The organism is Amycolatopsis sp. NPDC059027, from assembly GCF_042739735.1.
Taxonomy (GTDB): Bacteria; Actinomycetota; Actinomycetes; order Mycobacteriales; family Pseudonocardiaceae; genus Amycolatopsis.
The window spans coordinates 4,187-26,589 of record NZ_JBHYIK010000052.1; the positions used below are offsets into that span (position 1 = coordinate 4,187).

The 22,403-nt window shown below is 71.1% G+C and carries 24 protein-coding genes; 15 read left to right on the forward strand and 9 right to left on the reverse strand.

Translation table 11 applies throughout. The features are described 5' to 3' along the window. Positions 1-233 precede the first annotated feature (233 nt). Positions 234-1,793 (reverse strand): helix-turn-helix domain-containing protein, encoded by a 1,560-nt coding sequence (locus ACFWY9_RS30645; protein WP_378323869.1) that lies wholly within the window; start codon positions 1,791-1,793, stop codon positions 234-236. A 273-nt stretch (positions 1,794-2,066) separates the two neighbouring features. Here ACFWY9_RS30645 and uraD point away from each other — a divergent pair, with 273 nt between their 5' ends. The 12 genes from uraD (at position 2,067) to alc (ending at position 13,519) form a co-directional block, all read left to right on the forward strand. After that, the gene (gene uraD / locus ACFWY9_RS30650) at positions 2,067-2,579 is read left to right on the forward strand and encodes a 2-oxo-4-hydroxy-4-carboxy-5-ureidoimidazoline decarboxylase (protein WP_378340515.1); all 513 of its coding nucleotides are present in this window, start codon (positions 2,067-2,069) and stop codon (positions 2,577-2,579) included. Next, positions 2,576-2,890, forward strand: coding sequence for a hydroxyisourate hydrolase (gene uraH / locus ACFWY9_RS30655; RefSeq protein WP_378323871.1), 315 nt, complete (start codon positions 2,576-2,578; stop codon positions 2,888-2,890). Before uraD ends, uraH begins: the two co-directional genes overlap by 4 nt. Before the next feature lie 49 nt (positions 2,891-2,939). After that, positions 2,940-3,815, forward strand: coding sequence for a factor-independent urate hydroxylase (gene pucL / locus ACFWY9_RS30660; RefSeq protein WP_378323872.1), 876 nt, complete (start codon positions 2,940-2,942; stop codon positions 3,813-3,815). A 14-nt stretch (positions 3,816-3,829) separates the two neighbouring features. After that, complete coding sequence (locus ACFWY9_RS30665; protein WP_378323873.1) at positions 3,830-4,699, forward strand: FAD binding domain-containing protein; 870 nt, start codon at positions 3,830-3,832, stop codon at positions 4,697-4,699. Then, entirely contained in the window at positions 4,690-5,172 is a 483-nt protein-coding gene (locus tag ACFWY9_RS30670; protein WP_378323874.1) for a (2Fe-2S)-binding protein, read from the forward strand. Before ACFWY9_RS30665 ends, ACFWY9_RS30670 begins: the two co-directional genes overlap by 10 nt. Further along, positions 5,169-7,469 carry a xanthine dehydrogenase subunit D gene (gene pucD / locus ACFWY9_RS30675; protein ID WP_378340516.1) on the forward strand — a complete coding sequence of 767 codons (2,301 nt, stop codon included), beginning with the start codon at positions 5,169-5,171 and terminating at the stop codon, positions 7,467-7,469. Before ACFWY9_RS30670 ends, pucD begins: the two co-directional genes overlap by 4 nt. A 19-nt stretch (positions 7,470-7,488) precedes the next feature. Beyond that, the gene (locus tag ACFWY9_RS30680; protein ID WP_378323878.1) at positions 7,489-7,971 is read left to right on the forward strand and encodes a nucleoside deaminase; all 483 of its coding nucleotides are present in this window, start codon (positions 7,489-7,491) and stop codon (positions 7,969-7,971) included. A 141-nt stretch (positions 7,972-8,112) separates the two neighbouring features. Continuing rightward, positions 8,113-9,558 (forward strand): NCS2 family permease, encoded by a 1,446-nt coding sequence (locus ACFWY9_RS30685; RefSeq protein ID WP_378323880.1) that lies wholly within the window; start codon positions 8,113-8,115, stop codon positions 9,556-9,558. A 10-nt stretch (positions 9,559-9,568) separates the two neighbouring features. After that, on the forward strand, positions 9,569-9,955 hold the full coding sequence (locus ACFWY9_RS30690; RefSeq protein WP_378323881.1) for a gamma-glutamylcyclotransferase: 387 nt from the start codon (positions 9,569-9,571) through the stop codon (positions 9,953-9,955). Continuing rightward, on the forward strand, positions 9,952-11,073 hold the full coding sequence (locus ACFWY9_RS30695) for a glycerate kinase (protein ID WP_378323882.1): 1,122 nt from the start codon (positions 9,952-9,954) through the stop codon (positions 11,071-11,073). The genes ACFWY9_RS30690 and ACFWY9_RS30695 overlap by 4 nt, the downstream gene beginning before the upstream one ends. Then, positions 11,070-12,386 carry an allantoinase AllB gene (gene allB / locus ACFWY9_RS30700; protein WP_378323883.1) on the forward strand — a complete coding sequence of 439 codons (1,317 nt, stop codon included), beginning with the start codon at positions 11,070-11,072 and terminating at the stop codon, positions 12,384-12,386. The genes ACFWY9_RS30695 and allB overlap by 4 nt, the downstream gene beginning before the upstream one ends. Further along, complete coding sequence (gene alc / locus ACFWY9_RS30705; RefSeq protein ID WP_378323884.1) at positions 12,383-13,519, forward strand: allantoicase; 1,137 nt, start codon at positions 12,383-12,385, stop codon at positions 13,517-13,519. Before allB ends, alc begins: the two co-directional genes overlap by 4 nt. A 106-nt stretch (positions 13,520-13,625) precedes the next feature. Here the strand turns inward: alc and ACFWY9_RS30710 are convergent, their stop codons facing one another. Beyond that, complete coding sequence (locus ACFWY9_RS30710; RefSeq protein WP_378323885.1) at positions 13,626-14,216, reverse strand: flavodoxin family protein; 591 nt, start codon at positions 14,214-14,216, stop codon at positions 13,626-13,628. 127 nt (positions 14,217-14,343) lie between these two features. Here ACFWY9_RS30710 and ACFWY9_RS30715 point away from each other — a divergent pair, with 127 nt between their 5' ends. Next, entirely contained in the window at positions 14,344-14,748 is a 405-nt protein-coding gene (locus tag ACFWY9_RS30715; RefSeq protein ID WP_378323886.1) for a winged helix-turn-helix transcriptional regulator, read from the forward strand. An 86-nt stretch (positions 14,749-14,834) separates the two neighbouring features. After that, a complete protein-coding gene (locus ACFWY9_RS30720; RefSeq protein WP_378323887.1) occupies positions 14,835-15,533 on the forward strand; it encodes a nitroreductase family protein in 699 nt (232 codons plus the stop codon). A gap of 37 nt (positions 15,534-15,570) precedes the next feature. On the opposite strand, the gene ACFWY9_RS30725 is transcribed toward ACFWY9_RS30720, so the two are convergent. From ACFWY9_RS30725 to ACFWY9_RS30750, 6 genes are all read right to left on the reverse strand, one after another. Next, positions 15,571-15,786, reverse strand: coding sequence for a DUF397 domain-containing protein (locus ACFWY9_RS30725; RefSeq protein ID WP_378323889.1), 216 nt, complete (start codon positions 15,784-15,786; stop codon positions 15,571-15,573). A 106-nt stretch (positions 15,787-15,892) separates the two neighbouring features. Then, positions 15,893-16,813, reverse strand: a complete 921-nt coding sequence (locus tag ACFWY9_RS30730; protein ID WP_378323890.1) for a universal stress protein — start codon at positions 16,811-16,813, stop codon at positions 15,893-15,895. 155 nt (positions 16,814-16,968) lie between these two features. Next, the gene (locus ACFWY9_RS30735) at positions 16,969-17,703 is read right to left on the reverse strand and encodes an ABC transporter permease (RefSeq protein WP_378323892.1); all 735 of its coding nucleotides are present in this window, start codon (positions 17,701-17,703) and stop codon (positions 16,969-16,971) included. After that, positions 17,703-18,422, reverse strand: a complete 720-nt coding sequence (locus ACFWY9_RS30740) for an ABC transporter ATP-binding protein (protein WP_378323893.1) — start codon at positions 18,420-18,422, stop codon at positions 17,703-17,705. Before ACFWY9_RS30740 ends, ACFWY9_RS30735 begins: the two co-directional genes overlap by 1 nt. A 77-nt stretch (positions 18,423-18,499) precedes the next feature. Continuing rightward, on the reverse strand, positions 18,500-19,051 hold the full coding sequence (locus tag ACFWY9_RS30745; protein ID WP_378323894.1) for a hypothetical protein: 552 nt from the start codon (positions 19,049-19,051) through the stop codon (positions 18,500-18,502). Positions 19,052-19,234: 183 nt separating this feature from the next. After that, positions 19,235-19,945, reverse strand: a complete 711-nt coding sequence (locus tag ACFWY9_RS30750) for a DUF998 domain-containing protein (protein WP_378323895.1) — start codon at positions 19,943-19,945, stop codon at positions 19,235-19,237. 561 nt (positions 19,946-20,506) lie between these two features. Here ACFWY9_RS30750 and ACFWY9_RS30755 point away from each other — a divergent pair. Further along, positions 20,507-21,358, forward strand: coding sequence for an SAM-dependent methyltransferase (locus ACFWY9_RS30755; protein WP_378323896.1), 852 nt, complete (start codon positions 20,507-20,509; stop codon positions 21,356-21,358). A gap of 25 nt (positions 21,359-21,383) precedes the next feature. Here the strand turns inward: ACFWY9_RS30755 and ACFWY9_RS30760 are convergent, their stop codons facing one another. Beyond that, entirely contained in the window at positions 21,384-21,740 is a 357-nt protein-coding gene (locus ACFWY9_RS30760; protein ID WP_378323897.1) for an ArsC/Spx/MgsR family protein, read from the reverse strand. Positions 21,741-22,403 lie beyond the last annotated feature (663 nt).

Below are 22,403 nucleotides of genomic sequence, written 5' to 3' on the forward strand. Positions count from 1 at the left end.
TCGCCGCGGGCGCGCCCCCCCCCCCCCGCAGCCGTGCGGCTCCCGCCACCCTCGGGGGGTCCCTACGCGCCGCGGGCGCCCCGCCCCCCCCCCACAAGGCAGCGCGCCGCGCGAAGCGGCACCAAATCCACAAAGGACAGAGACCCTGACCGCTGACATGTCCCGAACGCGCCGTTGGAGACGTTGAGCGTCCGCTACGCGTCGTTCGGGACAGCGCCGACGGCAACCCGGGCTCACTCCTGGTCGAGGGCCAGGTAGAGGTCGACCCGGTCCGGGAAGGACGCGAGATCCCGGCCGGTCAGCTCGGCGATCCGGCTGATCCGGTAACGCAGGGTGTTGACGTGGACGTGCAGGGCGGCCGACGTCTGCGTCCAGGACCCCGAGTTCTGCAGGAACACCCGGAGGGTGTGGATCAGCTCGGACTTGTGCGCGGCGTCGTAGGCCAGCACCGGCCCGAGCACCCGCGACCGGAACGACCTCCGCAGCTCGTCCGGGACCGCGGCGAGCAGCAGCAGATGCGAGGCGACGTCGTCGCCCGCCACCACGGTGGCCCGGCCGGGAGCCAGCTCGGCGAGTTTGCGGGCGTGCCGCGCCTCGTGCACGGCCGACCGCAGCCCGGCGGCGTCGAGTGCCCGGCTCGCGCCGACCGCCAGCCGCGCCGAGCCCAGCGCGGGTTCGAGCGTCCGCACGGCTTCCTTCACCTCGGCGACCAGCGCGTCCACCGCGTCCAGCCCCGCGCCGGGCGAGATCCGGGCCAGGCCAAGCGTTTCCCCGTCGATCTCGCCGATGATCGCGCGGTCCCCCAGCGGGGCGAGCAGCTCCGCGAGGAGCACCGCGGCGAGGCCCGGACCGCCGCCGTCCAGGCTCACCGACACCGCGCACACCGGATCGGCGGGCGCGAGATCGGCCTCCGGCAGGCGTGCGGCGACCTCGGCCGCGGTCGTGTTCTCCGCCAGCGCCAGCCGGAGCAGCGGCTGGGCCGCCCGGTCTTCCATCCGCTTCGCGTCGTCGAGCCGGGTGCGTTCGAGACCGGCCAGCGTGGCCAGTTCCGCGGCCAGCTCCCGGTCGGCCGGCTCGTGGTCTCCATCGAGCACGAGGAACCAGCTGACCACGCGATGGCCCGCCCGCGCGGCGGCGGACAGCAGGGTCACCGGGCCCGCGTCCGTCTCGACGACCTTCGGCAGCCGGTCCGCGCGCAGGAACCGCTCGGCCAGCAGCACCCGGCGGTCCGCGGCGAGCGTGTCCGCCGGTCCGGCGATCAGGCGTCCGGTGGCGCTCAGCACCCAGCAGTCCGCGCCCAGTTCGGTCGCGCCCGCGGCGATCAGGTTGGCGATGCCGCCGCCGTCCGCGACGGCCGCGACCAGCCGCCGGTACTGGTCGAGGAACCGGCCCGCCCCCGGTGTGCGCTCGGCGCGTTCCGCCGCCAGCCAGAGGATGGCCTGCTCGCTGATGGTGGCGAACGAGACGTTCACCGGGACTTCGATCAGCGGCACGCGATGCCGGCGGCAGGCCGCCACCATGTGGTCCGGCACCGGACCACCACCCCATTGGGCGGTTCCCGCGCCGAGTGCCGCGACGTCGGCCTCCGCGAGCGCGGCGACGAACGCTTCCGACTCGGCTGGGTTGTTCCACCACTCCATGCCGCTGAGCACGAGTTCCCCGCCGGTGAGATAACGCCGGGGGTCACGCAGCGTGGCAGTGAAGACACGCTCGAAACTCCGGTCGAGCTGGTCTTCTCCGACCAGCAGCGTGAGCCCGAGCTGCTCGGCCGCCAAGAGTGCGCTCAGTCGCACCGTGCCTCCAAGCTTCTTTTGTCCGTCTTTGGAGGAAAGCACGAAAACCACGTCCCCGCGCCCCCGTTCTTTCGGTGAATCCGCCGCTGGCCAGCCGCGGAACACCCAGTGTGTACTGCTTCACAGCCCGGAAAGCGAGCGATCGGGCACAGCGAGGCGCGACGACGCGACGAGCGGGAGGCGACGGTACGGCATGAGCGATGCTTGCGAGCGAATCATGGACATCATGCGCCAAAAGGAATTGGACGCTGTCTCGCGGAGCGAGTCGATCGCATGAGCGAATCTTCACGGAGCGTGCTCACCCCGTTCCACGCCCTCTCCGGCGCCGCGGCCGAGCGCGAACTGCTCGCTTGCTGCGCCTCGCCGGTCTGGGCGGCGGCGATCGCGGCGGGCCGCCCGTATGACGACGTCGGCGCGGTGCTGCGTGCGTCGGACATGGAACTGGCGGTCCTCGGCTGGGACGAGATCGAGAAAGCGCTCTCCGCCCACCCGCGGATCGGCGAGCGGGCCGCGGGGCAGGGCCGCGAAGCGGCGTGGTCCCGTCGTGAGCAGTCCGCCGCCGCGACCGCGGACACCACCGTCCTCGCGGAACTGGCCGAGGCGAACGCCGAGTACGAGCGCGTCTTCGACCGGGTGTTCCTGATCTGTGCGAGCGGGCTGCCCGCGGCCGAGATCCTCGCGCACCTCAGAGCCCGCCTCGGCAACGACGAACAGGCCGAACGCGCCGTGGTCCGCGAGGAACTGCGCAAGATCGTCCGGCTGCGACTGGAGAGGTGGCTGTCTTGAGCCTGTCGACCCACGTCCTGGACGCCGCGAAGGGCCGGCCTGCCGCCGGACTCGGCGTCCGGCTCGACCGCCACGACGACACGGGCTGGGCCACGGTCGCCGAGGAGCGGACCGACACCGACGGCCGGATCACCGGCTGGTCCCCCGGCCCCGGCACGCACCGGCTCGTCTTCGACACCGGTGCCTACCTCGGCGCCGGCGCGTTCTACCCCGAGGTCACGGTGGCCTTCCGGATCGGCGATCCCGGCGAGCACTACCACGTCCCCCTGCTGCTGAGCCCCTACGCGTACTCGACCTACCGGGGCAGCTGAGCACTGTCCACTTCAGACATCCATTTCGGACCACGAGGAGCACGGAAAGATGGCGATCGTTCTCGGCGGGAACCGGTACGGCAAGGCCGAAGTCCGGCTCGTCCGCATCGACCGCGACGGCGAGGAGCACGGGATCACCGACCTCAACGTCAGCGTCGCGCTGTCCGGTGACATGGCCGACACGCACCTGAGCGGCGCGAACGACAAGGTGCTGGCCACCGACACGCAGAAGAACACCGTGTACGCCTTCGCCCGCGACGGCATCGGGTCCATCGAGGACTTCGCGCTGCGGCTGGCCCGGCACTTCGTCGACTCGCAGGAGAGCATCCACTTCGCGCGGGTCGCCATCGAGCGGTACTCGTGGTCGCGGCTGACGGTCGAGGGCGAACCGGCCCGGCATTCGTTCTCCCGCTCGGGCGACGGCACCCGCACCACCGTGGTGAGCTACGACGGCGAACGGTCGTGGGCGCTGTCCGGGATCACCGACCTGACCGTGCTCAACTCCACCGACTCCGAGTTCTGGGGTTTCCCGCGCGATCGGTACACGACGTTGCAGGAGACCAAGGACCGCATCCTCGCCACCGCCGTCAACGCGACCTGGCGGCACGCCACGACCGATGACGTCGACTGGGAAGCGAGCTACCGCGCCGCGCGCCAGAACCTGCTGGAGGCATTCGCGGCCACCTACAGTTTCTCGCTCCAGCAGACGCTGTACGCCATGGGCGAGCGGGTGCTCCAGCACGTCCCGGGAATCGCCGAGGTCCGGCTGAGCCTGCCGAACAAGCACCACTTCCTGACCGACCTCACCCCGTTCGGCATGGACAACCCCGGCGAGGTGTTCTACGCGGCGGACCGCCCCTATGGCCTCATCGAAGGCACCGTGCTGCGCGACGACGCGCCGCCCGCCGGTCCGGCCTGGGACTGAGGGAGGAATCCACAGTGGACTTCTTGCGCCCCCGTAGCCTGGCCGAAGCCCTTGCCGCCAAAGCGGAACATCCCGACGCAGTCCCGATCGCGGGCGGTACCGACGTCATGGTGGAGCTGAACTTCGACCATCGCCGTCCCGCCGCCCTGCTGGACCTGAACCGGGTCGCCGAGCTGCACGAGCACGGCCGCCAGGACGGCCGGATCCGGATCGGCGCCGCGGTGCCCTACACCCGCATCATCGCCGAACTGGGCACGGAACTGCCCGGGCTGGCGATGGCCGCGCGGACCGTCGGCTCACCGCAGATCCGCAACCGGGGCAGCGTCGGCGGCAACCTCGGCGCCGCGTCCCCGGCGGGCGACAGCCATCCCGCCCTGCTGGCGGCCGACGCCGACGTCGAGATCGCGTCCGTCAGGGGCACCCGGATCGTGGCGGCGAAGGACTTCTACCTCGGGGTGAAGCGGAATGTGCTCGAACCGGACGAGCTGATCACCGCCGTCCACCTCGCGCCCGCCGACGGGCCGCAGCAGTTCAGCAAGGTCGGCACGCGCAACGCGATGGTGATCGCGGTCTGCGCCTTCGGCCTTGCCCTGCATCCCGCGCAACGGCGCGTCGGCACCGGGCTCGGTTCGGCCGCACCGACGCCCCGCGCGGCCACCTCCGCCGAGGAGTTCATCGCCGGTGAGCTGGACTGGGAATCGCCCAGGCCGCTGAACGACTCGGTGCTGCGCCGGTTCGGCGCGCTGGTCGCCGAGGCCGCGTCGCCGATCGACGACGTCCGGGGCAGCGCCGCCTATCGCAGGCACGCGCTGTCCGTGCTGGCCCGCCGCACCCTCGGCTGGGCCTGGTCCGACTACACCCGAGGAGGACGGGCATGCGCGTGAACCTGACCGTCAACGGCGAGAAACGCGAAGCCGACGACGTCTGGGAAGGGGAAAGCCTGCTCTACGTACTGCGGGAGCGGCTGGGCCTCCCCGGCTCGAAGAACGCTTGCGAGCAGGGCGAATGCGGCTCGTGCACGGTCTATCTCGACGGCGTCCCCGCGTGCTCCTGCCTGGTCGCGGCCGGACAGGCCGAGGGCCGCGAGGTCCGCACGGTCGAGGGGCTCGCCGACGGCGACCGGCTCGACCCGGTCCAGGAGTCCTTTGTGGAGACCGGTGCTGTCCAATGTGGATTCTGCACGCCGGGCCTGCTGGTCGCCGCGCACGACCTCCTCGAACGTAACACCGAGCCGAGCGACCCCGAGATCCGGGAAGCGCTCGCCGGGAACCTGTGCCGCTGCACCGGCTACGAGAAGATCCTGGCAGCGGTCCGGCTCGCCGCGTCGCGCCGCCGGGACAAGGAGGGGGCCCGATGAACGCGCCCGCCCGTTCCCCGCAGAACCTGGCCGGCACCATCTCCGGCGGGGTCGGTGACAGTCCACTGAGGCCGGACGGCACGCTGAAGGTCCGCGGCGAGTTCGCCTACGCCTCCGACCTGTGGCACGAGAACATGTTGTGGGGCGCCACCCTGCGCAGCCCGCATCCGCACGCGCGCATCCTCGCCATCGACGTCTCGGCGGCGCTGGCCACGCCCGGGGTGCACGCGGTCCTCACCCACGAGGACGTCCCCGGCGAAAACGTTTACGGCCTGAAACACCAGGACACCCCGGTGCTCGCCGAAAACCTCGTGCGGTACCAAGGAGAACCCGTCGCACTGATCGCCGCCGACCACCCGGAGATCGCGCGGCAGGCGCTCAAGAAGATCCGGGTCGACTACGACGTGCTGGAGCCGATCACCGATCCTGAGCGCGCCGCCCATGACGACTCGCTGCCGAAACTGCACCCGAACGGCAACCTCGTGCGCTACCAGCGGATCGTCAAGGGCGACCCGGAAGCCAGGGCGGACGTGGTGGTCTCCGGCGTGTACGAAATCGGCATGCAGGACCAGGCTTTCCTCGGCCCGGAAGCAGGACTCGCCGTACCGGACGAGGACGGCGGCGTCGACCTCTACCTGGCGACGCAATGGCTCCACGTCGACCAGAAGCAGACCGCGCACGCGCTCGGGCTGCCGCCGGAGAAGGTGCGACTGACACTGTCCGGCGTCGGCGGCGCGTTCGGCGGCCGGGAGGACCTGAGCATGCAGGTCCACTCGTGCATGCTGGCGCTGCGCACCGGCCGCCCGGTGAAGATGTCGTACAACCGCGAGGAATCCTTCTTCGGCCACGTGCACCGCCACCCCGCGCGGATGTACTACGAGCACGGCGCGACTCGCGACGGCGAGCTGGTCTACGTCCGGGCGAGGCTGTACTTCGACGGCGGCGCCTACGCCTCCAAGACCCCGGTCGTGGTCGGCAACGGCACGACGCTGAGCGTCGGCCCGTACAACGTGCCCAACGCGCACATCGAGGGCTGGGGCGTCTACAGCAACAACCCGACCTGCGGCGCGATGCGCGGGCTCGGCGCGGTCCAGCCGACCTACGCCTACGAGTCCCAGATGGACAAACTCGCCGCCGCGCTCGGGATGGACCCGGCCGAACTGCGCGTCCGCAACGCGATGAGCGAGGGATCGACGACCGTCACCGGCCAGGTCGTCGACTTTCCCGCCCCCGTCGGCGAACTCGTCCAGCGCGTCCGGGATCTGCCGCTGCCGCCGGAAAACACCGACGCCGACATCCTGCAGTTGCCCGGTGGCGCGGCGAACACCACGCACGGCGAGGGGGTCGTGCGTGGTGTCGGCTACGGCGTGACGATCAAGAACATCTCCTACGCCGAAGGGCTGGACGACTATTCGACCGCCCGGGTGCGGCTGGAGGTGATCGGCGGCGAGCCGGTCGCGCTGGTGCACACCGCCGCGGCCGAGGTCGGCCAGGGCCTGGTCACCGTGCAGCAGCAGATCGCGCGCACCGAACTCGGCGTCCAGCGGGTCACCCTGCATCCGCACGACACGAGCGTCGGCGACGCCGGGTCCAGCTCGGCGTCCCGGCAGACCTACATCACCGGCGGCGCGGTGCGGAACGCGTGCCTCGCGGTGGCCGGGCAGGTGTACGCACTCGCCGCGCGCCGCCTCGGCGTGTCCCCGGACGGGCTGAGCCTGAGCGGCGGGAAGCTGACCGGCACCGACGGCGTCGTGCTGGCGGATCTCGCGGAGGTGCTCGGGGACGAGATCATCGAGGAGACCCGGGAATACCACCACCGCAAGACGTACCCGCTCGACCCCGAAACCGGTCAGGGCAACGCGCACGTGCAATACGGCTTCTCCGCGCACCGCGCCGTCGTCGACGTGGACACCGAACTCGGCCTGGTCAAGGTCGTCCAGCTGGACTGCGCCCAGGACGTCGGCAAGGCGGTGAACCCGGACGCCGTGCTCGGCCAGATCCACGGCGGATCGGCGCAGGGCCTCGGCCTCGCGGTCATGGAGGAGATCCAGGTCACCGGCGGGACCGTGCGCAACCCGTCGTTCACCGACTACCTCATCCCGACCATTCTCGACATGCCGCCGATGACCGTGGACGTGCTGGAGCGTCCCGATCCCCACGCGCCGTACGGCGTCCGGGGCGTCGGCGAGCCACCGACCATCTCCGCCACCCCGGCGATCGCGAACGCGATCCGCGCGGCCACCGGCCTCGCGCTCCCCCGCGTCCCGATCAAACCGGAACACATCACCGGCACCTGAACGACTTCCGGGAGAACAAATGCTCGTGCACACCGACCTCGAAACCGCGTGGCTCGCCGAAACGATCCGGCTGGCCACCGAGAACGTCGCGAACGGCGGCGGGCCCTTCGGCGCGCTGATCGCCCGCGACCACGAGATCGTCGCGACCGGCATCAACCGCGTCACCCCGAACCTCGACCCGACCGCGCACGCCGAAGTGACCGCGATCCGCGCGGCCTGCCAGGAACTCGGAACGTTCAAACTGGACGGTTGCGTGCTCGTTTCGAGCTGCGAGCCCTGCCCGATGTGCCTCAGCTCGGCGTTGTGGGCCAGGGTCGACCGCGTCATCTACGCGGGCGACCGCCACGACGCGGCCAAGGCCGGTTTCGACGACCGCGCCTTCTACGAGCTCTTCGACAAGCCGAGGGACAGCTGGGACGTACCCGTCGCCAGGCTGTCCACAGTAGACGGATTCGTTCCCTTCGCGGCCTGGCTGGACAACACCGCACGCGTCGAATACTGAGCCGAAAACCCACCGGAAATCGCCAGAACCTGGCCGAAACCGGTGCTGACCGGAGCACCAGAAAAACCCAAACGTCCCGCTCGCCCCGCCCCGTGCCATACGGGGCGCGGCGAAGCACGCCCACCGGCAAGGGAAGGACGCATGACCCGGACCCAGCCCGAGGCCCGCCTCGGCGTACCCGCCACCGCAGGCCGCCTCTCCCCGCTCGAACGTCTCTTCGCGATCCGCGGCCGCGGATCGACCGTCGGCCGCGAAGTCCGCGGCGGCATCACCACCTTCGTCGCGATGGCCTACATCGTGCTGCTCAACCCGCTCATCCTCGGCGCGTCGGCCGACATCACCGGCGCGCGGCTGACCTCGTCGCAGATCACCACCGCCACCGCGCTCGCCGCCGCGGTGATGACCGTCCTCATGGGACTGATCGGCAACGCCCCGCTCGCTTTGGCGGCGGGGCTGGGCATCAACGGCATCGTGGCCTTCCAGATGGCACCGGCGATGACCTGGGCGCAGGCATTCGGGCTGGTCGTGCTCGAAGGCGTCTGCATCGTGCTGATGGCCGCGAGCGGCATCCGCCAGCGGATCATGGACGCGATCCCGAAGGCGCTGAAGACCGCCATCACCGTTGGCGTCGGCCTCTACCTCGCGCTGGTCGGCCTGGTCAGCGCCGGTTTCGTGACCAGGACGCCGGACGCCGCGCACAGCACCGTGCCGGTCCGGCTCGGGCTGAACGGGCATCTGTCCGGCTGGCCGATCGCGGTGTTCTGCTTCGCGCTGCTGCTGATGACCGTGCTGACCGCGCGGAAGGTGCCCGGCGCGGTGCTGATCAGCATCGGCGCGGCCACCGTGCTCGCGGTCGTGCTCAACCAGGGCTTCGGCGTCTCCGGCTGGGGTCTGGTGGAGCCGAGGGTGCCCGATCACCTGCTCGCGGCGCCGGACTTCGGGCTGTTCGGGCACGTCGACCTGTTCGGCGGCTTCGTCTCGGCCGGGCCCATCGCGGCGACGGTGTTCCTGTTCACCCTGGTGCTTTCCGGCTTCTTCGACGCGATGGGCACGATCACCAGCGTCTCCGACGAGGCCGGGCTGTCCCGGGACGGGAAGGTGCCGCGGATGGGCCGGATCCTGCTCGTCGACGGCGCCGGTGCGGTGATGGGCGGGGTCAGCGGTGCCTCCCCCAACACCGTGTTCCTCGAATCCGCGGCCGGGGTCGGCGAGGGCGCGCGGACCGGGCTGGCGAGCGTGGTCACCGGGGCGCTGTTCGCTGCCACCCTGCTGTTCACCCCGCTGGCCGACGTCGTCCCGGCGCAGGCGGCGGCGCCCGCGCTCGTGGTGATCGGCGGGATGATGATGGCGCAGTGCCGCAACATCCCTTGGCACGACACGGATTACGTGATCCCGGTGTTCCTCACGGTGGCGGTCATCCCGTTCACCTACTCGATCACCAACGGCGTCGGCGCCGGGCTCATCGCGTTCGTGCTGATCAAGACCTGCAAGGGCCGGTGGCGCGAGGCGGGCTGGCTGCTCACCGTGCTCGCGCTGATCTTCGGCGTCTACTTCGGCGTCACCGGCATCGAAGCTCTCTTCACATAAGGAGCGAGAAATGGCCTTGATGTTCCTCAACGGCGGAGCCATGCGGGGTGAGCCACTGCACCACCTCCTCGGCGACGCCCCGCTCGTCACGGCGACCAAGACGGCGCCGAAGTACCGTTTCTACTCCGTCGGCGACGCCTGCCCCGCGCTCTATCCGGTATCGCACGGCGGGGCCGCGGTGTCCGGCGAGGTGTACGACCTCTCGATGGACGTCCTGCGCGACCGCGTCCTGCCGAGCGAACCGCACGAACTGGAGCTCGGCGTCGTCGAACTCGCCGATGGCAGTTCGGCCTTCGCCATGTTGCTGCGTCGTCCCTACACCTCGCATGTCCAGCTCACCGACATCACCGAGATCGGCGACTGGCGGGCCTACCGGGCCGGCACGAAGAAGCCGTGAGCGGGCCCCACGTCCTGGTGGCGCCGGACAAGTTCAAGGGTTCCCTGACCGCCGCCGAGGTCGCCGGCGCCATCGCGGCCGGGATCGGTTCCGTCGTCCCCGGCGTCCCGGTGCGTACCTTGCCGGTGGCCGACGGGGGTGACGGGACCGTCGCCGCGGCGGTCGCCGCCGGTTTCCGCCGCGTCGACGTCCCCGCGCGGGGCCCGACCGGGCAGCGGATCACCGCCTCCTTCGCGCTTTCGGGCGACACCGCGATAGTGGAGCTGGCGGAGGCGTCCGGGCTGCACCGGCTCCCTGGCGACGTGCCCGCCCCCTTGACCGCGTCCAGCGCGGGCACCGGGGACCTGATCGCCGCGGCGGTGCGGTCCGGTGCCCGCCGGATCGTGCTCGGGGTGGGCGGCAGCGCCTGCAGTGACGGCGGAGCGGGCCTGCTGACCGCGCTCGGCGCCCGGCTGCTCGACTCCTCGGGTGCGGAGCTCGCCCCCGGCGGCGCCGCATTGCGGGAGCTGCACCGCCTCGAACTGTCCGATCTGGACCCCGCATTGTCCGAAGTGGACATCGAGTTGGCGAGCGATGTCGACAACCCGCTGCTCGGCCCGCACGGTGCCGCCGCGGTCTACGGACCACAGAAAGGGGCGGGCCCGGCGGCGGTCCGGGTACTGGAGGACGGGCTGCGCCGCTGGGCCGAGGTCGCCGGCCCAGCGGACGCGGCGCGCCCCGGGGCGGGCGCGGCGGGCGGCGTCGGATTCGCCGCGCTCGCCGTACTGCACGCGCGCAGGCGTCCCGGGATCGAGTTGCTCACCGAACTGCTCGGGTTCGACGACGCCCTGCGTGACGCCCGGCTCGTCGTTACCGGTGAGGGTTCGCTCGACGAGCAGACCCTGCGCGGCAAGGCGCCCTCGGGAGTCGCGGCGAGGGCGCGGAAGGCGGCCGTTCCGGTGGTCGCCGTCGCGGGCCGCTGCCTGCTCACCACCGCCGCGCTGCGGGACTCGGGCTTCGAGGCCGCGTACGCGCTGACCGATGTCGAGCCGGACCCGGCTCGCTGTATCGCCGCCGCCGGACCGTTGCTGACCATGGTGTCCGCGCGGCTGGCCGAAGACTGGCTGAGGAGCCCATGACCGACCTCGTACTGCGTTCGGACCAGGTCCACACCCCCGGCGGCCCCCGTCCCGCCGCCGTCTGTGTCCACAACGGACGGATCACCGCCGTACTCGACCGGAATTCCATTGTGGACACCGCGCGCGACGTCGACCTCGGCGGCCTCGCCCTGCTTCCCGGGCTGGTGGACACCCACGTGCACGTCAACGAACCCGGCCGCACCGAATGGGAGGGTTTCGCCACCGCGACGGCGGCCGCGGCGGCGGGCGGGGTCACCACGATCCTCGACATGCCGCTGAACAGCCTGCCGCCCACGGTGACCGCCGGCGCGCTGGCGGTCAAACGCGCGGCGGCGGCCGGGCAGTGCGTGGTGGACGTCGGTTTCTGGGGCGGGGCGATCCCCGGCAACCTCGACGATCTCGCCGGGTTGCACGAGGCGGGCGTCTTCGGCTTCAAATGTTTTCTCTCTCCGTCCGGAGTGGACGAATTCCCGCCGCTGGACTGGGCGGGACTCGACGCCGCGCTGGCCGAACTGTCCAAGATGGACGCGTTGCTGATCGTGCACGCCGAGGACGCGGCCGAACTGGACGCGGCCCCGGCGGCGGGCGAGTCCTATCCGGACTTCCTCGCCTCGCGCCCGGAATCGGCCGAACAGCGAGCCATCGACGGACTGATCGACCGCGCGACGCGGCATTCCGCGCGGACGCACGTCCTGCACCTTTCCTCGGCCGCCGCGCTCGGCCGGATCGCCGACGCCCGGGCGGCCGGGGTGCGGATCACCGCCGAAACCTGCCCGCACTACCTGACGCTGGCCGCCGAACGGATCCCGGACGGAGCGACGGAGTTCAAGTGCTGCCCGCCGATCCGGGACGACGTCAACCGGGACCGGCTGTGGCGAGGGCTCACCGACGGCGTCATCGACTGCGTGGTCAGCGATCACTCGCCCTCGACGCCCGAACTGAAGCGAGGCGGGTTCGGCGAGGCGTGGGGCGGGGTGTCCTCGCTGCAGCTGGGCTTGCCCGCCGTCTGGACCGAGGCGCGACGCCGCGGGCACTCGCTTTCCACCGTCGTACGCTGGATGGCCACCGCGCCCGCGGACCTCGCGGGACTGTCCGGCAAGGGACGGATCGCCCCCGGCCGCGACGCGGACCTGGTCGCCTTCGCCCCTGACGAGGAGTTCACCGTCGACGTCGGCGGGTTGCGGCACCGGCACCCGATCACGCCGTACGCCGGGGCGCGGCTGCACGGCGTCGTCCACCGGACCTGGCTGCGCGGCCGGGAGATCGACGGCGAGCCCACCGGAGTTCTGTTGTCCCGAGAGAGGAAAGCATGACCACCGAACCGACCACCCTGCCCGACCTCGCGTCCCGGCCGCACGGCGGCACCGTCCTGGCCGCCAGCGACGAGTTCTTCGCCGACAAGGAAAACCTCATCAAGGCCGAGGACCCGGCCTTCCGGCCGCACACCTTCACCCCGAAGGGCCAGGAGTACGACGGCTGGGAGACCCGCAGGCGCTTCGGCAGGACCGGTGGGCACGACTGGGTGCTGCTCCGGCTCGGCGCCCCCGGCATCGTGCGCGCGATCGACGTGGACACCTCGTTCTTCCTCGGCAACTATCCGGAACGCTGCCGGGTCGAAGCGACCGGAGTCGAGGGCTACCCCGGCGTCGAGGAGCTGGCAGCCGCCGAGTGGTTCGAGCTGCTGCCGGAGAGCCCGCTGGCGGGCGGCACGCACAATGTGTTCACAGTGGACAGTCCCCGCCGGGTCACGCACATCCGGCTGCACATCCTCCCGGACGGCGGAATCGCCCGGCTGCGAGTGCACGGCGAAGTCGTTCCCGATCCCCGCGACCTGTCCGGGCTGCCGTTCGACCTCGCGGCGACCCTGAACGGCGGCACCGTGCTCCGGTGCAGCGACAGCTTCTTCTCCCCGCCCGCCAACATGCTCCAGCCCGGCGAGTCCCGGTTCATGGCCGACGGCTGGGAAACCGCCCGCCGCCGCGACGACGGACACGACTGGGCGGTGCTGTCGCTAGCCTGCGCGGCGACCCCAGTGGTCGCGGAGATAGCCACCACGCACTACCTCGGCAATTCACCGGACCGCGTCGCACTGTCCGGTGTGGACAGCGCGACCGCGTCACCCGATGACGACACGGCGTGGTTCCCGCTGCTGCCCGAGACGAAGCTGCTGCCGGACACCACCCACCGGTTCCGGCTCGCCGCGGACCGTCCGGTCACCCACGTCCGGATCGACAGTCACCCCGACGGCGGCATCGGCCGCTTCCGCCTCTACGGCGAGCTGACCGCCCAGGCGGTCCACGACCTGACGGCCCGGTGGTTCACCTCGCTCCCCCTGGCCCAGGCCGTCCAGGTACTGGCCGCCGCCGGGCTGCCCGGCGAGCTGGCCGACCGTCCGGTGACCGCGGTGCCGGACCTGCTCAAAGCCCTGCTGGGCAAGGACTCGTGAGCGTTCCGACCGCTTCGAACCGTTCGGAACGCTCATGAGTCCTTGGTGCCCCACGCGTTCGGGATAGGCGGAGGTCAGCGGACTCGCCGGGCGGAAGGCTCGCGGATCAGGCGGCCAGGGTGGTCCGGCCCGCCACCACGACGCGCGCCACCTCGGCGATACGCCGGCCGAGTTGACGCGCGGTGGCGATGTCGGCCTTGTGCACCGCATCGGGTCCTTCGTCGTTGTTGCTCTGCGCGCCCGCGCCGAGGAAGAACCCGAGGCGGTTGACGTCGTGCTCGGACGCGGTCGAAGTGTTCCAGCCCGGGTGGAGGCCCAGGTTCACCCAGTGCATGCCGTGCTGGGCGGCGAGCACGGTGAAGTACTGGAGGGTGTTGAACTTGTCGCCGCTCTTCGAGCCCGAGTTGGTGAAGCCGGCGGCGAGCTTGTCGCGCCAGACGCTGTCGTACCAGCGCTTCGAGCTGATCTCGGCGAAGGTGTGGAACGCGGCGGACGCGGTGCCCATGTAGGTGGGCGAGCCGAAGACGATCGCGTCCGACGCGTCCAGCAGCTCCCACTGCTCGTCGGACATCTTGTCGATCTCGATCAGGTGAACGGCGGCCCCGGTTTCGGCGGCGCCGTCCCGGACGGCTTCGGCGAGGACGGCGGTGTGGCCGTAGCCGGAGTGGTAGGCGATGGACACGGCAGGCGTGGTCACGGGCACAGGCTCCTTCGGATTCGCTCCCGGCCGCGGGATCGCGCCGGGGATGACCTCTCCAGGAAAGCACTAACTAATCGAAAGCGCAATCCATGGGTTAGCGCTACCGAGTGGTAAGCTTGTGTCCATGAGCAGCGCGCCCGACACCGAGATCTGCACCGGAGACGAAGCGGTCTTCGACGTGTTCGCGCGCACCTGCCCGTCGCGCACCGCACTGGAGCACGTCACGGGCAAATGGGGCAGCCTGACCCTCGGCGCGCTCGGCAAGGGCACGGCCCGCTTCAACGAGCTGCGGCGCCGGGTCGACGGCGTCAGCGAGAAGATGCTGTCCCAGACCCTGCACGCGCTGGAGCGCGACGGCCTGGTGCACCGCGAGGCCCAGCCCACCAATCCCCCGCGCGTGGACTACGCGCTGACCCCGCTCGGCGAAACGATCACGAAGCAGCTGCTGACCCTGATCGACCTCGTGGAAGGCCGGATGCCCGAGGTCCTCGACGCCCAGCGACGCTACGACACCGAAGACCGCGCCTGAGCGCCTGTCCGCTATCCGGACACCTCGTTCCGTCAAACGGGCGCATTTCCTTACGGCGGCGGCCGTCCGTTGCCAGAATCGTCGCCATGACGACCTCACAGCGGTGGATGCCCAACTACGGCGAGCCCTACCAGCCGGTCCCCTACCAGCCGCCGAGGATGGCAGCGGGCGAATCGGTCACCAAGGCGGCGGAGCTGCGGCAGCGGATGGAGCAGCGGCGGACCGTCCGGATGTTCGCCTCCGACCCGGTGCCCGAGCAGGTCGTGCTGGACGCGATCGCCACGGCCTCGACCGCGCCGAGCGGCGCGCACCAGCAGCCGTGGACGTTCGTCCTGGTCACCGACCCCGACATCCGGCAGCGGATCAGGGAGGAGGCCGAGGCGGAGGAACGGGTCTCCTACGACGGCAGGCTCGGCGAGGAGTGGCTGTCCGCGCTGCGCCCGCTGGGCACGGACGCGATCAAACCCCACCTCACCGACGCTCCTTACCTGATCGTGGTGTTCCAGCAGCGGTACCACCTGATGGACGACGGCCGCACGCACAAGCACTACTACGTCGACGAGTCGGTCGGCATCGCGGTCGGGATGCTGCTCACCGCGCTGCAGGTGGCCGGGCTCTCCGCGCTGACCCACACGCCGTCGCCGATGCGGTTCCTCGCCGAGGTCCTCGGCAGGCCACGCAACGAAAAGGCCTTCGCGGTGATCCCGGTCGGCTATCCGGCCGAGGACTGCGTCGTCCCCGACCTGCGGCGCAAATCCCTCGACCAGGTGCTGATCCGGGTCTGAACGTCCGATACCGAACGTTCGGACCCGCGACCCTTCGCTACGACCGACAGGCCTTGAGGTGCGCCAGTAACGCGCCGAAGGAGGGCGCGCCGACGACCAGCACCGGACGAATGTGGTCGGGCAACGCGGCCTGCTTGCTGTCGCGGACCCCGACCAGCCCGTCCCCGGTGCCGACGTCGACGCAGGCGTTCTCCTCGAAGTGCGAATGGCTGCTCGTGTGCCAGCCGGTCAGGTTGGTGTACCGGGTACGCATGGGTGGCCTCCCTGTCCTCGGATGTTCCGACTGGGGTCCGCGCCGGTCCCGAGGTCTGGGGGCTCCCCGGTGGATCGCACCGGGAGGTCCTGAGCGGTTCCCTCTCTCAGGGTAAGCGGCGGCGCACACGGGGTAAACCGCCACCCGGCGGCGTGATGAGGACCGGGCACGCCGCATGGTGCGTCAGCGTCCGCCCTGTCGAGCCGAGGGTCAGCCCGGACAGGCCACCCCGGCCCCGGCTGCCGACCACGATCAGCCGAGCCTGGTGGCTCAGTGTCACCAGGCAGTGCCGTGGCCGTTCGGCGACCACCATCCGCTCGACCGCGACGATCGGATGCCGTTCGGCACGAGACCGCAGCCGCTCCCCGAGCAACCGCCAGCCCTTCTGCTGCGCGGCGCGGCCACCGCCGGACAGCATGGTTTCGCGATCATGGCAGGCGTGCACCGCGAGCAGTTCCGCCCCGGCCAGTGCCGCCGCCGTGAACGCGGCGTCGATGGCCGTCTCGCCCGCCGGGCTGCCGTCCACGCCGAGCACGACCGGCCCGTCCGGCCGCGCGTGTCCCCGGACGACCGCCACCGGGCAGCGCGCCTTGGCGAGCAGATCCGCCACCGGAGCCCCGTAGAACCAGCCGAGCAGGCGGCCGTGCTCCGGCGGCCCGACCACGATCAGCGCGGCGCCCGCGGTCCCCGCGAGCAGCGCGGTCAGCGGGTCGGTGTCCATCGACTGCGCGAACACCGGGACCCCTGGCACGGCTTCGCCCGCGATCGACGCCGCGGCTTCGAGCAGCGAGGACGACGACGCCCGCTTCCCCGCGTACCACTCGGGCGGCAGGGTCAGTGTGCCGCCGGGGTCCGGCAAGGTCATCGCGTGGCGCAGGACCAGCCGCGTACCGCGTCGCCGTGCCTCTTCCGCCGCCCAGCGCAGGGCGTGCCCGGCCGCGTCGGAACCGTCGACGCCCACCACGACCGCTCCGTCCACAACGGACTCCACGAGTGTCGCCCGCCCGGTTTCTCCCGCATCCGCCATCGTCTTCTCCTCACCGACGTCCGCGGGACCGCACGCCCGGAACCCGTCGTCCCCTCAGCTTCGCGGTCGGGCTCGTACGGCGCGCAGAGTCGAACGGCCCAGAGACCGGGCGCCACATGGCCCCGGCTCGGTGATGCGGATGCATCAGTCCCGGGTCACGGTGTCCGGCGGTGCAGCGTCGCCGCGCCCAGTACCAGCGCGAGCACCGCGCATCCGGCGACGACGAGCATGTCGCGCAGCAGTGTGCCGTCGATCGCGCCGGAGCGGGTCACCTGCGTCAGCGCGTCGACTGCGTAGGACAGCGGGAGCACGTCCGAGAGCCACCGCAGCGCCCAGCCCATGCTCTCGCGGGGCACGAACAGCCCGCACAGCAGGAACTGCGGCAGCACGAAGACCGGCATGAACTGGACGGCCTGGAACTCGGTGCGGGCGAACGCGCTCACGAACAGCCCGAGCGCGGTCCCGAGCAGCGCGTCGAGCACGGTGATCAGCAGCAGTGTCCACACCGGACCGGCGAGGTCGAGGCCGAGCCAGGCGAGGCACACCGTCACCGCGACCCCGACCTGGACCAGCGCGAGCAGGCCGAACGCCAGCGCGTAGCCGCACAGCAGGTCCAGCCTGCCGATCGGCAGGGTCATCAGGCGTTCGAAGGTGCCGCCGGTCCGCTCGCGCAACGTGGTGATCGAGGTGAGCAGGAACATGATCGTGAACGGGAAGATCCCGAGCAGCGCCGGTGCCACGGCGCTGAAGGCGGGGGCGGAGTTCAGCACGTAACGCAGCAGGATCATCAGGATCGACGGCACCCCGATCAGCAGCACCACGGTCCTCGGGTCGTGCCGGAGCTGGGTGAGGATGCGCCGGGCGGTGGCGAGAGTGACGGACGCGCGCATCACGCCTCCCTGTCCCGGATCAGGCGCAGGAACGCCGGTTCCAGGCTGCCGGTCCCCGTGCGCCGCAGCAACGCCTCGGGGGTGTCGTCCGCCAGCAGGGCGCCGTCGCGCATCAGCAGCAGGCGGCGGCAGCGCGCGGCCTCGTCCATCACGTGGCTGGAGACGAGCAGCGTGACACCGTCGGCGGCCAGCGCGTGGAACAGCGTCCACAGCTCGTCCCGCAGTTCGGGGTCCGAGCCGACGGTCGGCTCGTCGAGCACCAGCAGCTCCGGGGAACCGAGCAGCGCGACGGCGAGGTTGGCCCGGCCACGCTGTCCGCCGGAAAGCCGCCCCACGAGGACGCCGGCGCTCGCGGCGAGGCCAACCCTGGCGATCGCGTCGTCCACAGTGGACGTCTTGGCACCGAGGACGGTGGCGAAGTAGCGCAGCGACTCGGTCACCGTGAGATCGGCGTAGAGCGCGGGATCCTGTGTGGCGTAACCGATCCGATCGCGCAGCCACGGGCTACCGGCGGGGTGCCCGAGCACGGTCACCGTGCCTCCGGCGACGAGTTGCACCCCGACGATCGAACGCATCAGCGTGCTCTTCCCGCAGCCGTTCGGGCCGAGCAGCCCGGTAACACTGCCACGCGCGACGGTGAACCCGAGACCGTCGAGCACGGTGCGGCCGCCCCGGATCACCCGGAGGCCATCGACCACGATCGCGGGCTCAGTGCTCATCACGCGCTCCGTCACGGACCGCTCGCCGTCGAGCCGCCCCAGCCCATTGTGCACCCCGGACCGCGGGAATCCCAGGGTCAGGCCCGCTCCTGCCGGGGAATCAGCGCCTCGACGCGCACCACGCCGCGCAGTGCTTCCCTGGCCCGACGCTCCATTGTGTACTCGGTGACGGCGCGGCCGCTCTGCGCGGACACCGCGAAGGCACCGCGGCCGAAGAAGTACGTCAGGACGAGTTTGCGCGCCTGCCGTTCGCCGTCCTCGGTGAACTCGACCGAGACACACCGCAGCGAAGCGCCGAACCCGGCCAGCGCCAGCCGTTCCGTGATGTCCACGAGATCGGCGAGCAGGCGCACGAGGTCGCCGTCCCGGCGCCAGCACCGCACCGTGCTGCGGCCACGGACGTCCTGGGTGACCACGTTGTGCAGGAAGGCGTCCCCCGCGGTCGCCGCGATGATCTCGGCCTGGGTCCGCTCGGCGGCGTCCCGCGGCACGAAGGAGATCGTGCCGCGGCCGGCGGACACCAGCCCCAGCGCCGCGCGGAGCCGGACCGCGGCGACCGGGACGGCGTCGAGGGCCTGCAGGTGGGCACGCAGCATCCGGCGGCTTCGCACGGTGGAAAGCAGGGTCATCTCCGTCTCCGTCCCGGGCGGGCGCGCACGGCCTGGACACCGTCCGCGCCCGCCCAATCCGCCGACGGTAGGCCGTGACCCGGTGACCGCGCTGCGTACGTTGGGCCCTGGCGGCGGGGACTTAGGTCACTGTCCACAACGGACTCGAAACCCATGCGAGGCTCAGCCGTTACCGGGAACCTCTCAGTACGCCGGGCCTGTCGCCCTCGACGCGTGCCGGGCCCACCGGACCAGGACGACCAGCAGGGCCAGCTCCAGCACCGCCATCAGCCGTTCGACGAGCCCGGTGGCGACGGTCGGGAGATGGCCGCCCAGCACGACGTTCACCGCGAACGGGACGATGAAGGGCAGGTAGAACGGGATCGACGCGAGCGAGAGCCACCGGGACCACCGCGCGAAGCGGCTCCACGGGAGCCAGGCCCGGTGCCGCCTGCCGAGCAGCCAGCCGACCACGGGGAGGCTCACACAGCTCACCGCGGTGGCGTAGAGGTGGGCCTTCCCGGCAGGAGTGACCGCCCCGCCCTGCGGGTCCTTGCTGAACGCGGCCACGATGAGCACGCTCAGGCACCACACGAGCATCACCGACACCGCGAACGGACCGCGCAGCACCCGCCCGCGGTACAACGCCACCAGCGCCGCGGCCGAGCCCGCGCTGGTCAGGATCAGCGAGCCGTCCCACAGCCACCACCCTGGGCAGAGCGCGTAGTCCGACAGCATCGCGGTCACCGGGTCGATCGGCCCCCAGTACCGGTCCACGTGCAGCACCACGAGCAGCAGGGCGGCGAGCGCGAACGCGCCCAGCGCGACCGAGGTGAACGGGCCGAACCGGCGGTGCGGGCCCGGCACGAGCGGTTCCGGCCGCGCGAGTACCGGGACAGAGGGACTCGAGGACATGCGCGGGGACCCTAGCCGACGGCATCCCGGCACCGATCGGGGCGGGGTGCCGGGGATTGTTCATCACACACCGGCTTCGGACATCGGCACCCGATCACCCACGAACAGAACGGAGGGCCACAAAATGACGCACCGGGAACATACCCGCGATTTCGCGACGGTGATTTTCCCACGACTCCCCCGAACGCGACCGGTTATCGCGAAACCCCGAAGGGACATTCGGGCAATTCACCGATCCGAACACACCGCCGGAGAGTGCCATCCTTACGGCGGGAACCCGACATTTCGATGACGCAAACCGGACAACTCCCCCTTTCCGGTCCGATAGCGCCGACGCCGGCGGAGGGTTCTTGTTTCCACGCAGCGCGACCGGCCGGATACGAACAGCGAAAGCACCCGTCCCACTCGCGGAAACTGTGCGGAAATCACCGGCTACCGGATCCCCCATCGGAAACCGGGGGCCGAGCGGGAATACCCGGGCCCGTGCCAGGCCCGGCGCGATGGAACCTTCCGGGCGAAACGCCCCGGGAGTGCTTCCCCGCGACGGCCCGTAGCGGAAGGATGACCGCCATGCGCGACACACAGCCCGTACCGGACGGGGTCGACCTCGACAAGCCGAACGCCGCCCGCATCTACGACTGGCTCCTCGGCGGCACCGCGAACTGGGCCATCGATCGCGAGTTCGGGGCCAGAGCGGTGGAGACCTTCCCGCTCGCCCCCATCCTCGCGAGGACGAACCGCGAGTTCCTCGGCCGGGGCGTGCACTACCTGGCACGCAACGGCGTCGAACAGTTCCTCGACCTCGGCTCCGGGGTCCCGACGGTGGGCAACGTGCACGAGATCGCGGACCGGGTGAACCCGCGCAGCCGCTGCGTGTACGTCGACATCGAGCCGGTCGCCGTCGCGCACGCGAGGGTGCTGCTGGAACGGCACGGCGACCCGGACCGGCACGCCGTCGTCCAGGGCGACCTGCGTGACGTCGAGGAGGTCTGGGAACGCGCGCTGGACACCGGTGTGCTCGACCCGGCGAAACCGATCGGGCTCATCCTGGTGGCCGTCCTGCACTTCATCGCCCCGGAGGACCGCCCGCACGACCTCGTCGCCCGGTATCGCGACGCGCTCCCGCAGGGCTCCTACCTGCTCTCGTCCCACGGGACCGAGGACGGCACCCCGCAGGCCGACGCCGCCAAGCGGGCCGAACTCCGGGCGCAGTACAACCGCTCCGGCAATGCCGTGTTCTCGCGCACCCGCACCGAGTTCGGCCGCTTCTTCGACGGGTTCGACCTGGTCGACCCCGGCCTCGTGTGGCTGCCGGAATGGCACCTCGACGAGCAGCCGTCGGCCGCGAGCGAGGCGTTGACGAGCAATCCCGCCGAGTCCTGCAGCCTCGGCGCGCTCGGCCGCAAACCGTGAGGCGCCCCGCGCGGGACGGCGGCCGCTAGGGCAGTACCGACCGGACCGCCTCCGCCGACCGGCCGACGACGGCCGTCCCGTCGTCGGCCGTGATGATCGGCCGCTGGATCAGGATCGGCCGCGCAACCAGCGCGTCGATCCACCGGCCGCGCGTCCCCGCCGTCCGTTCCCACGAGGCCAGGCCCAGCTCGGCGGCGGCTTCCTCGCCCAGCCGCGCCACATCCCACGGTTCGAGGCCGAGCCGCTCCAGCACCGCACCGAGTTCCGCGGCGGAGGGCGGCTCCTCCAGGTAGCGACGCACGGTGTAGGCCGCGCCCGCCTCGTCGAGCAGCGACAGCGCCGACGCGCATTTGGAGCAGGCGGGGTTGATCCAGATTTCCATGCCCCACACCTACCGCATGCTCGCGCGCGCCCGACAAGCCGGTCCCGGACCGGGCCGAAGACGCGGGAATCGTCGCAGGTCCGCCACAGGACTAAACCACCTCACCGACACCCCGGTTAGTCCACTGTGGACTCAACGGGAACGCGGGACGTTCCGTCGCGCGCACCAGCGGACGTTCGCCCGCTCGCCCCATTCATCTCCACTTCCCGGCGGAAAGAACTGAATTAACGCGGCGAATCGCCGAAGAACTCCCACACCAACGCGACTGCGGTAATTGCACGGCCTGGTTACCGCTCCCGACCTAACGACCGCTGTAATTCTCACAACACGGACGGGGGTACCTCCCGGAAGATCGATGCACTAACTTCGACACTCGTTCGGTAAGACTCCGCGCCGCCGCTTCGAGGAGTTGGAAACCGTGCTCAATCGCTGCGACCTCGGTCGCATGCCGCGCATCTGTACACGGGGTATCCAGATAGCCTGGCATCAGGGGGAAAACCCACACCGGCTCTGAAACGCCGCCGAGTACGGCCACGTGTCCCTGCACGCGTCGCCGTACCACCTGCCGACCTGGTCCGGCCGGCGGGACATTTCACACCGCGCGTCAGCCCAGCACCCGCGCGCGCGGCCAGCAGTATCACCTGCCTATTTCACTGCCGCCTG

Bases quoted from the DNA above. Each gene is read 5' to 3' on its own strand.
- uraD (WP_378340515.1), top strand. From the start codon at position 2,067: ATGAGCGAATCTTCACGGAGCGTGCTCACCCCGTTCCACGCCCTCTCC.
- pucL (WP_378323872.1), top strand. From the start codon at position 2,940: ATGGCGATCGTTCTCGGCGGGAACCGGTACGGCAAGGCCGAAGTCCGG.
- ACFWY9_RS30670 (WP_378323874.1), top strand. From the start codon at position 4,690: ATGCGCGTGAACCTGACCGTCAACGGCGAGAAACGCGAAGCCGACGAC.
- pucD (WP_378340516.1), top strand. From the start codon at position 5,169: ATGAACGCGCCCGCCCGTTCCCCGCAGAACCTGGCCGGCACCATCTCC.
- ACFWY9_RS30680 (WP_378323878.1), top strand. From the start codon at position 7,489: ATGCTCGTGCACACCGACCTCGAAACCGCGTGGCTCGCCGAAACGATC.
- ACFWY9_RS30685 (WP_378323880.1), top strand. From the start codon at position 8,113: ATGACCCGGACCCAGCCCGAGGCCCGCCTCGGCGTACCCGCCACCGCA.
- ACFWY9_RS30690 (WP_378323881.1), top strand. From the start codon at position 9,569: ATGGCCTTGATGTTCCTCAACGGCGGAGCCATGCGGGGTGAGCCACTG.
- allB (WP_378323883.1), top strand. From the start codon at position 11,070: ATGACCGACCTCGTACTGCGTTCGGACCAGGTCCACACCCCCGGCGGC.
- alc (WP_378323884.1), top strand. From the start codon at position 12,383: ATGACCACCGAACCGACCACCCTGCCCGACCTCGCGTCCCGGCCGCAC.
- ACFWY9_RS30715 (WP_378323886.1), top strand. From the start codon at position 14,344: ATGAGCAGCGCGCCCGACACCGAGATCTGCACCGGAGACGAAGCGGTC.
- ACFWY9_RS30720 (WP_378323887.1), top strand. From the start codon at position 14,835: ATGACGACCTCACAGCGGTGGATGCCCAACTACGGCGAGCCCTACCAG.
- ACFWY9_RS30725 (WP_378323889.1), bottom strand. From the start codon at position 15,786: ATGCGTACCCGGTACACCAACCTGACCGGCTGGCACACGAGCAGCCAT.
- ACFWY9_RS30730 (WP_378323890.1), bottom strand. From the start codon at position 16,813: ATGGCGGATGCGGGAGAAACCGGGCGGGCGACACTCGTGGAGTCCGTT.
- ACFWY9_RS30735 (WP_378323892.1), bottom strand. From the start codon at position 17,703: ATGCGCGCGTCCGTCACTCTCGCCACCGCCCGGCGCATCCTCACCCAG.
- ACFWY9_RS30740 (WP_378323893.1), bottom strand. From the start codon at position 18,422: ATGAGCACTGAGCCCGCGATCGTGGTCGATGGCCTCCGGGTGATCCGG.
- ACFWY9_RS30745 (WP_378323894.1), bottom strand. From the start codon at position 19,051: ATGACCCTGCTTTCCACCGTGCGAAGCCGCCGGATGCTGCGTGCCCAC.
- ACFWY9_RS30750 (WP_378323895.1), bottom strand. From the start codon at position 19,945: ATGTCCTCGAGTCCCTCTGTCCCGGTACTCGCGCGGCCGGAACCGCTC.
- ACFWY9_RS30755 (WP_378323896.1), top strand. From the start codon at position 20,507: ATGACCGCCATGCGCGACACACAGCCCGTACCGGACGGGGTCGACCTC.
- ACFWY9_RS30760 (WP_378323897.1), bottom strand. From the start codon at position 21,740: ATGGAAATCTGGATCAACCCCGCCTGCTCCAAATGCGCGTCGGCGCTG.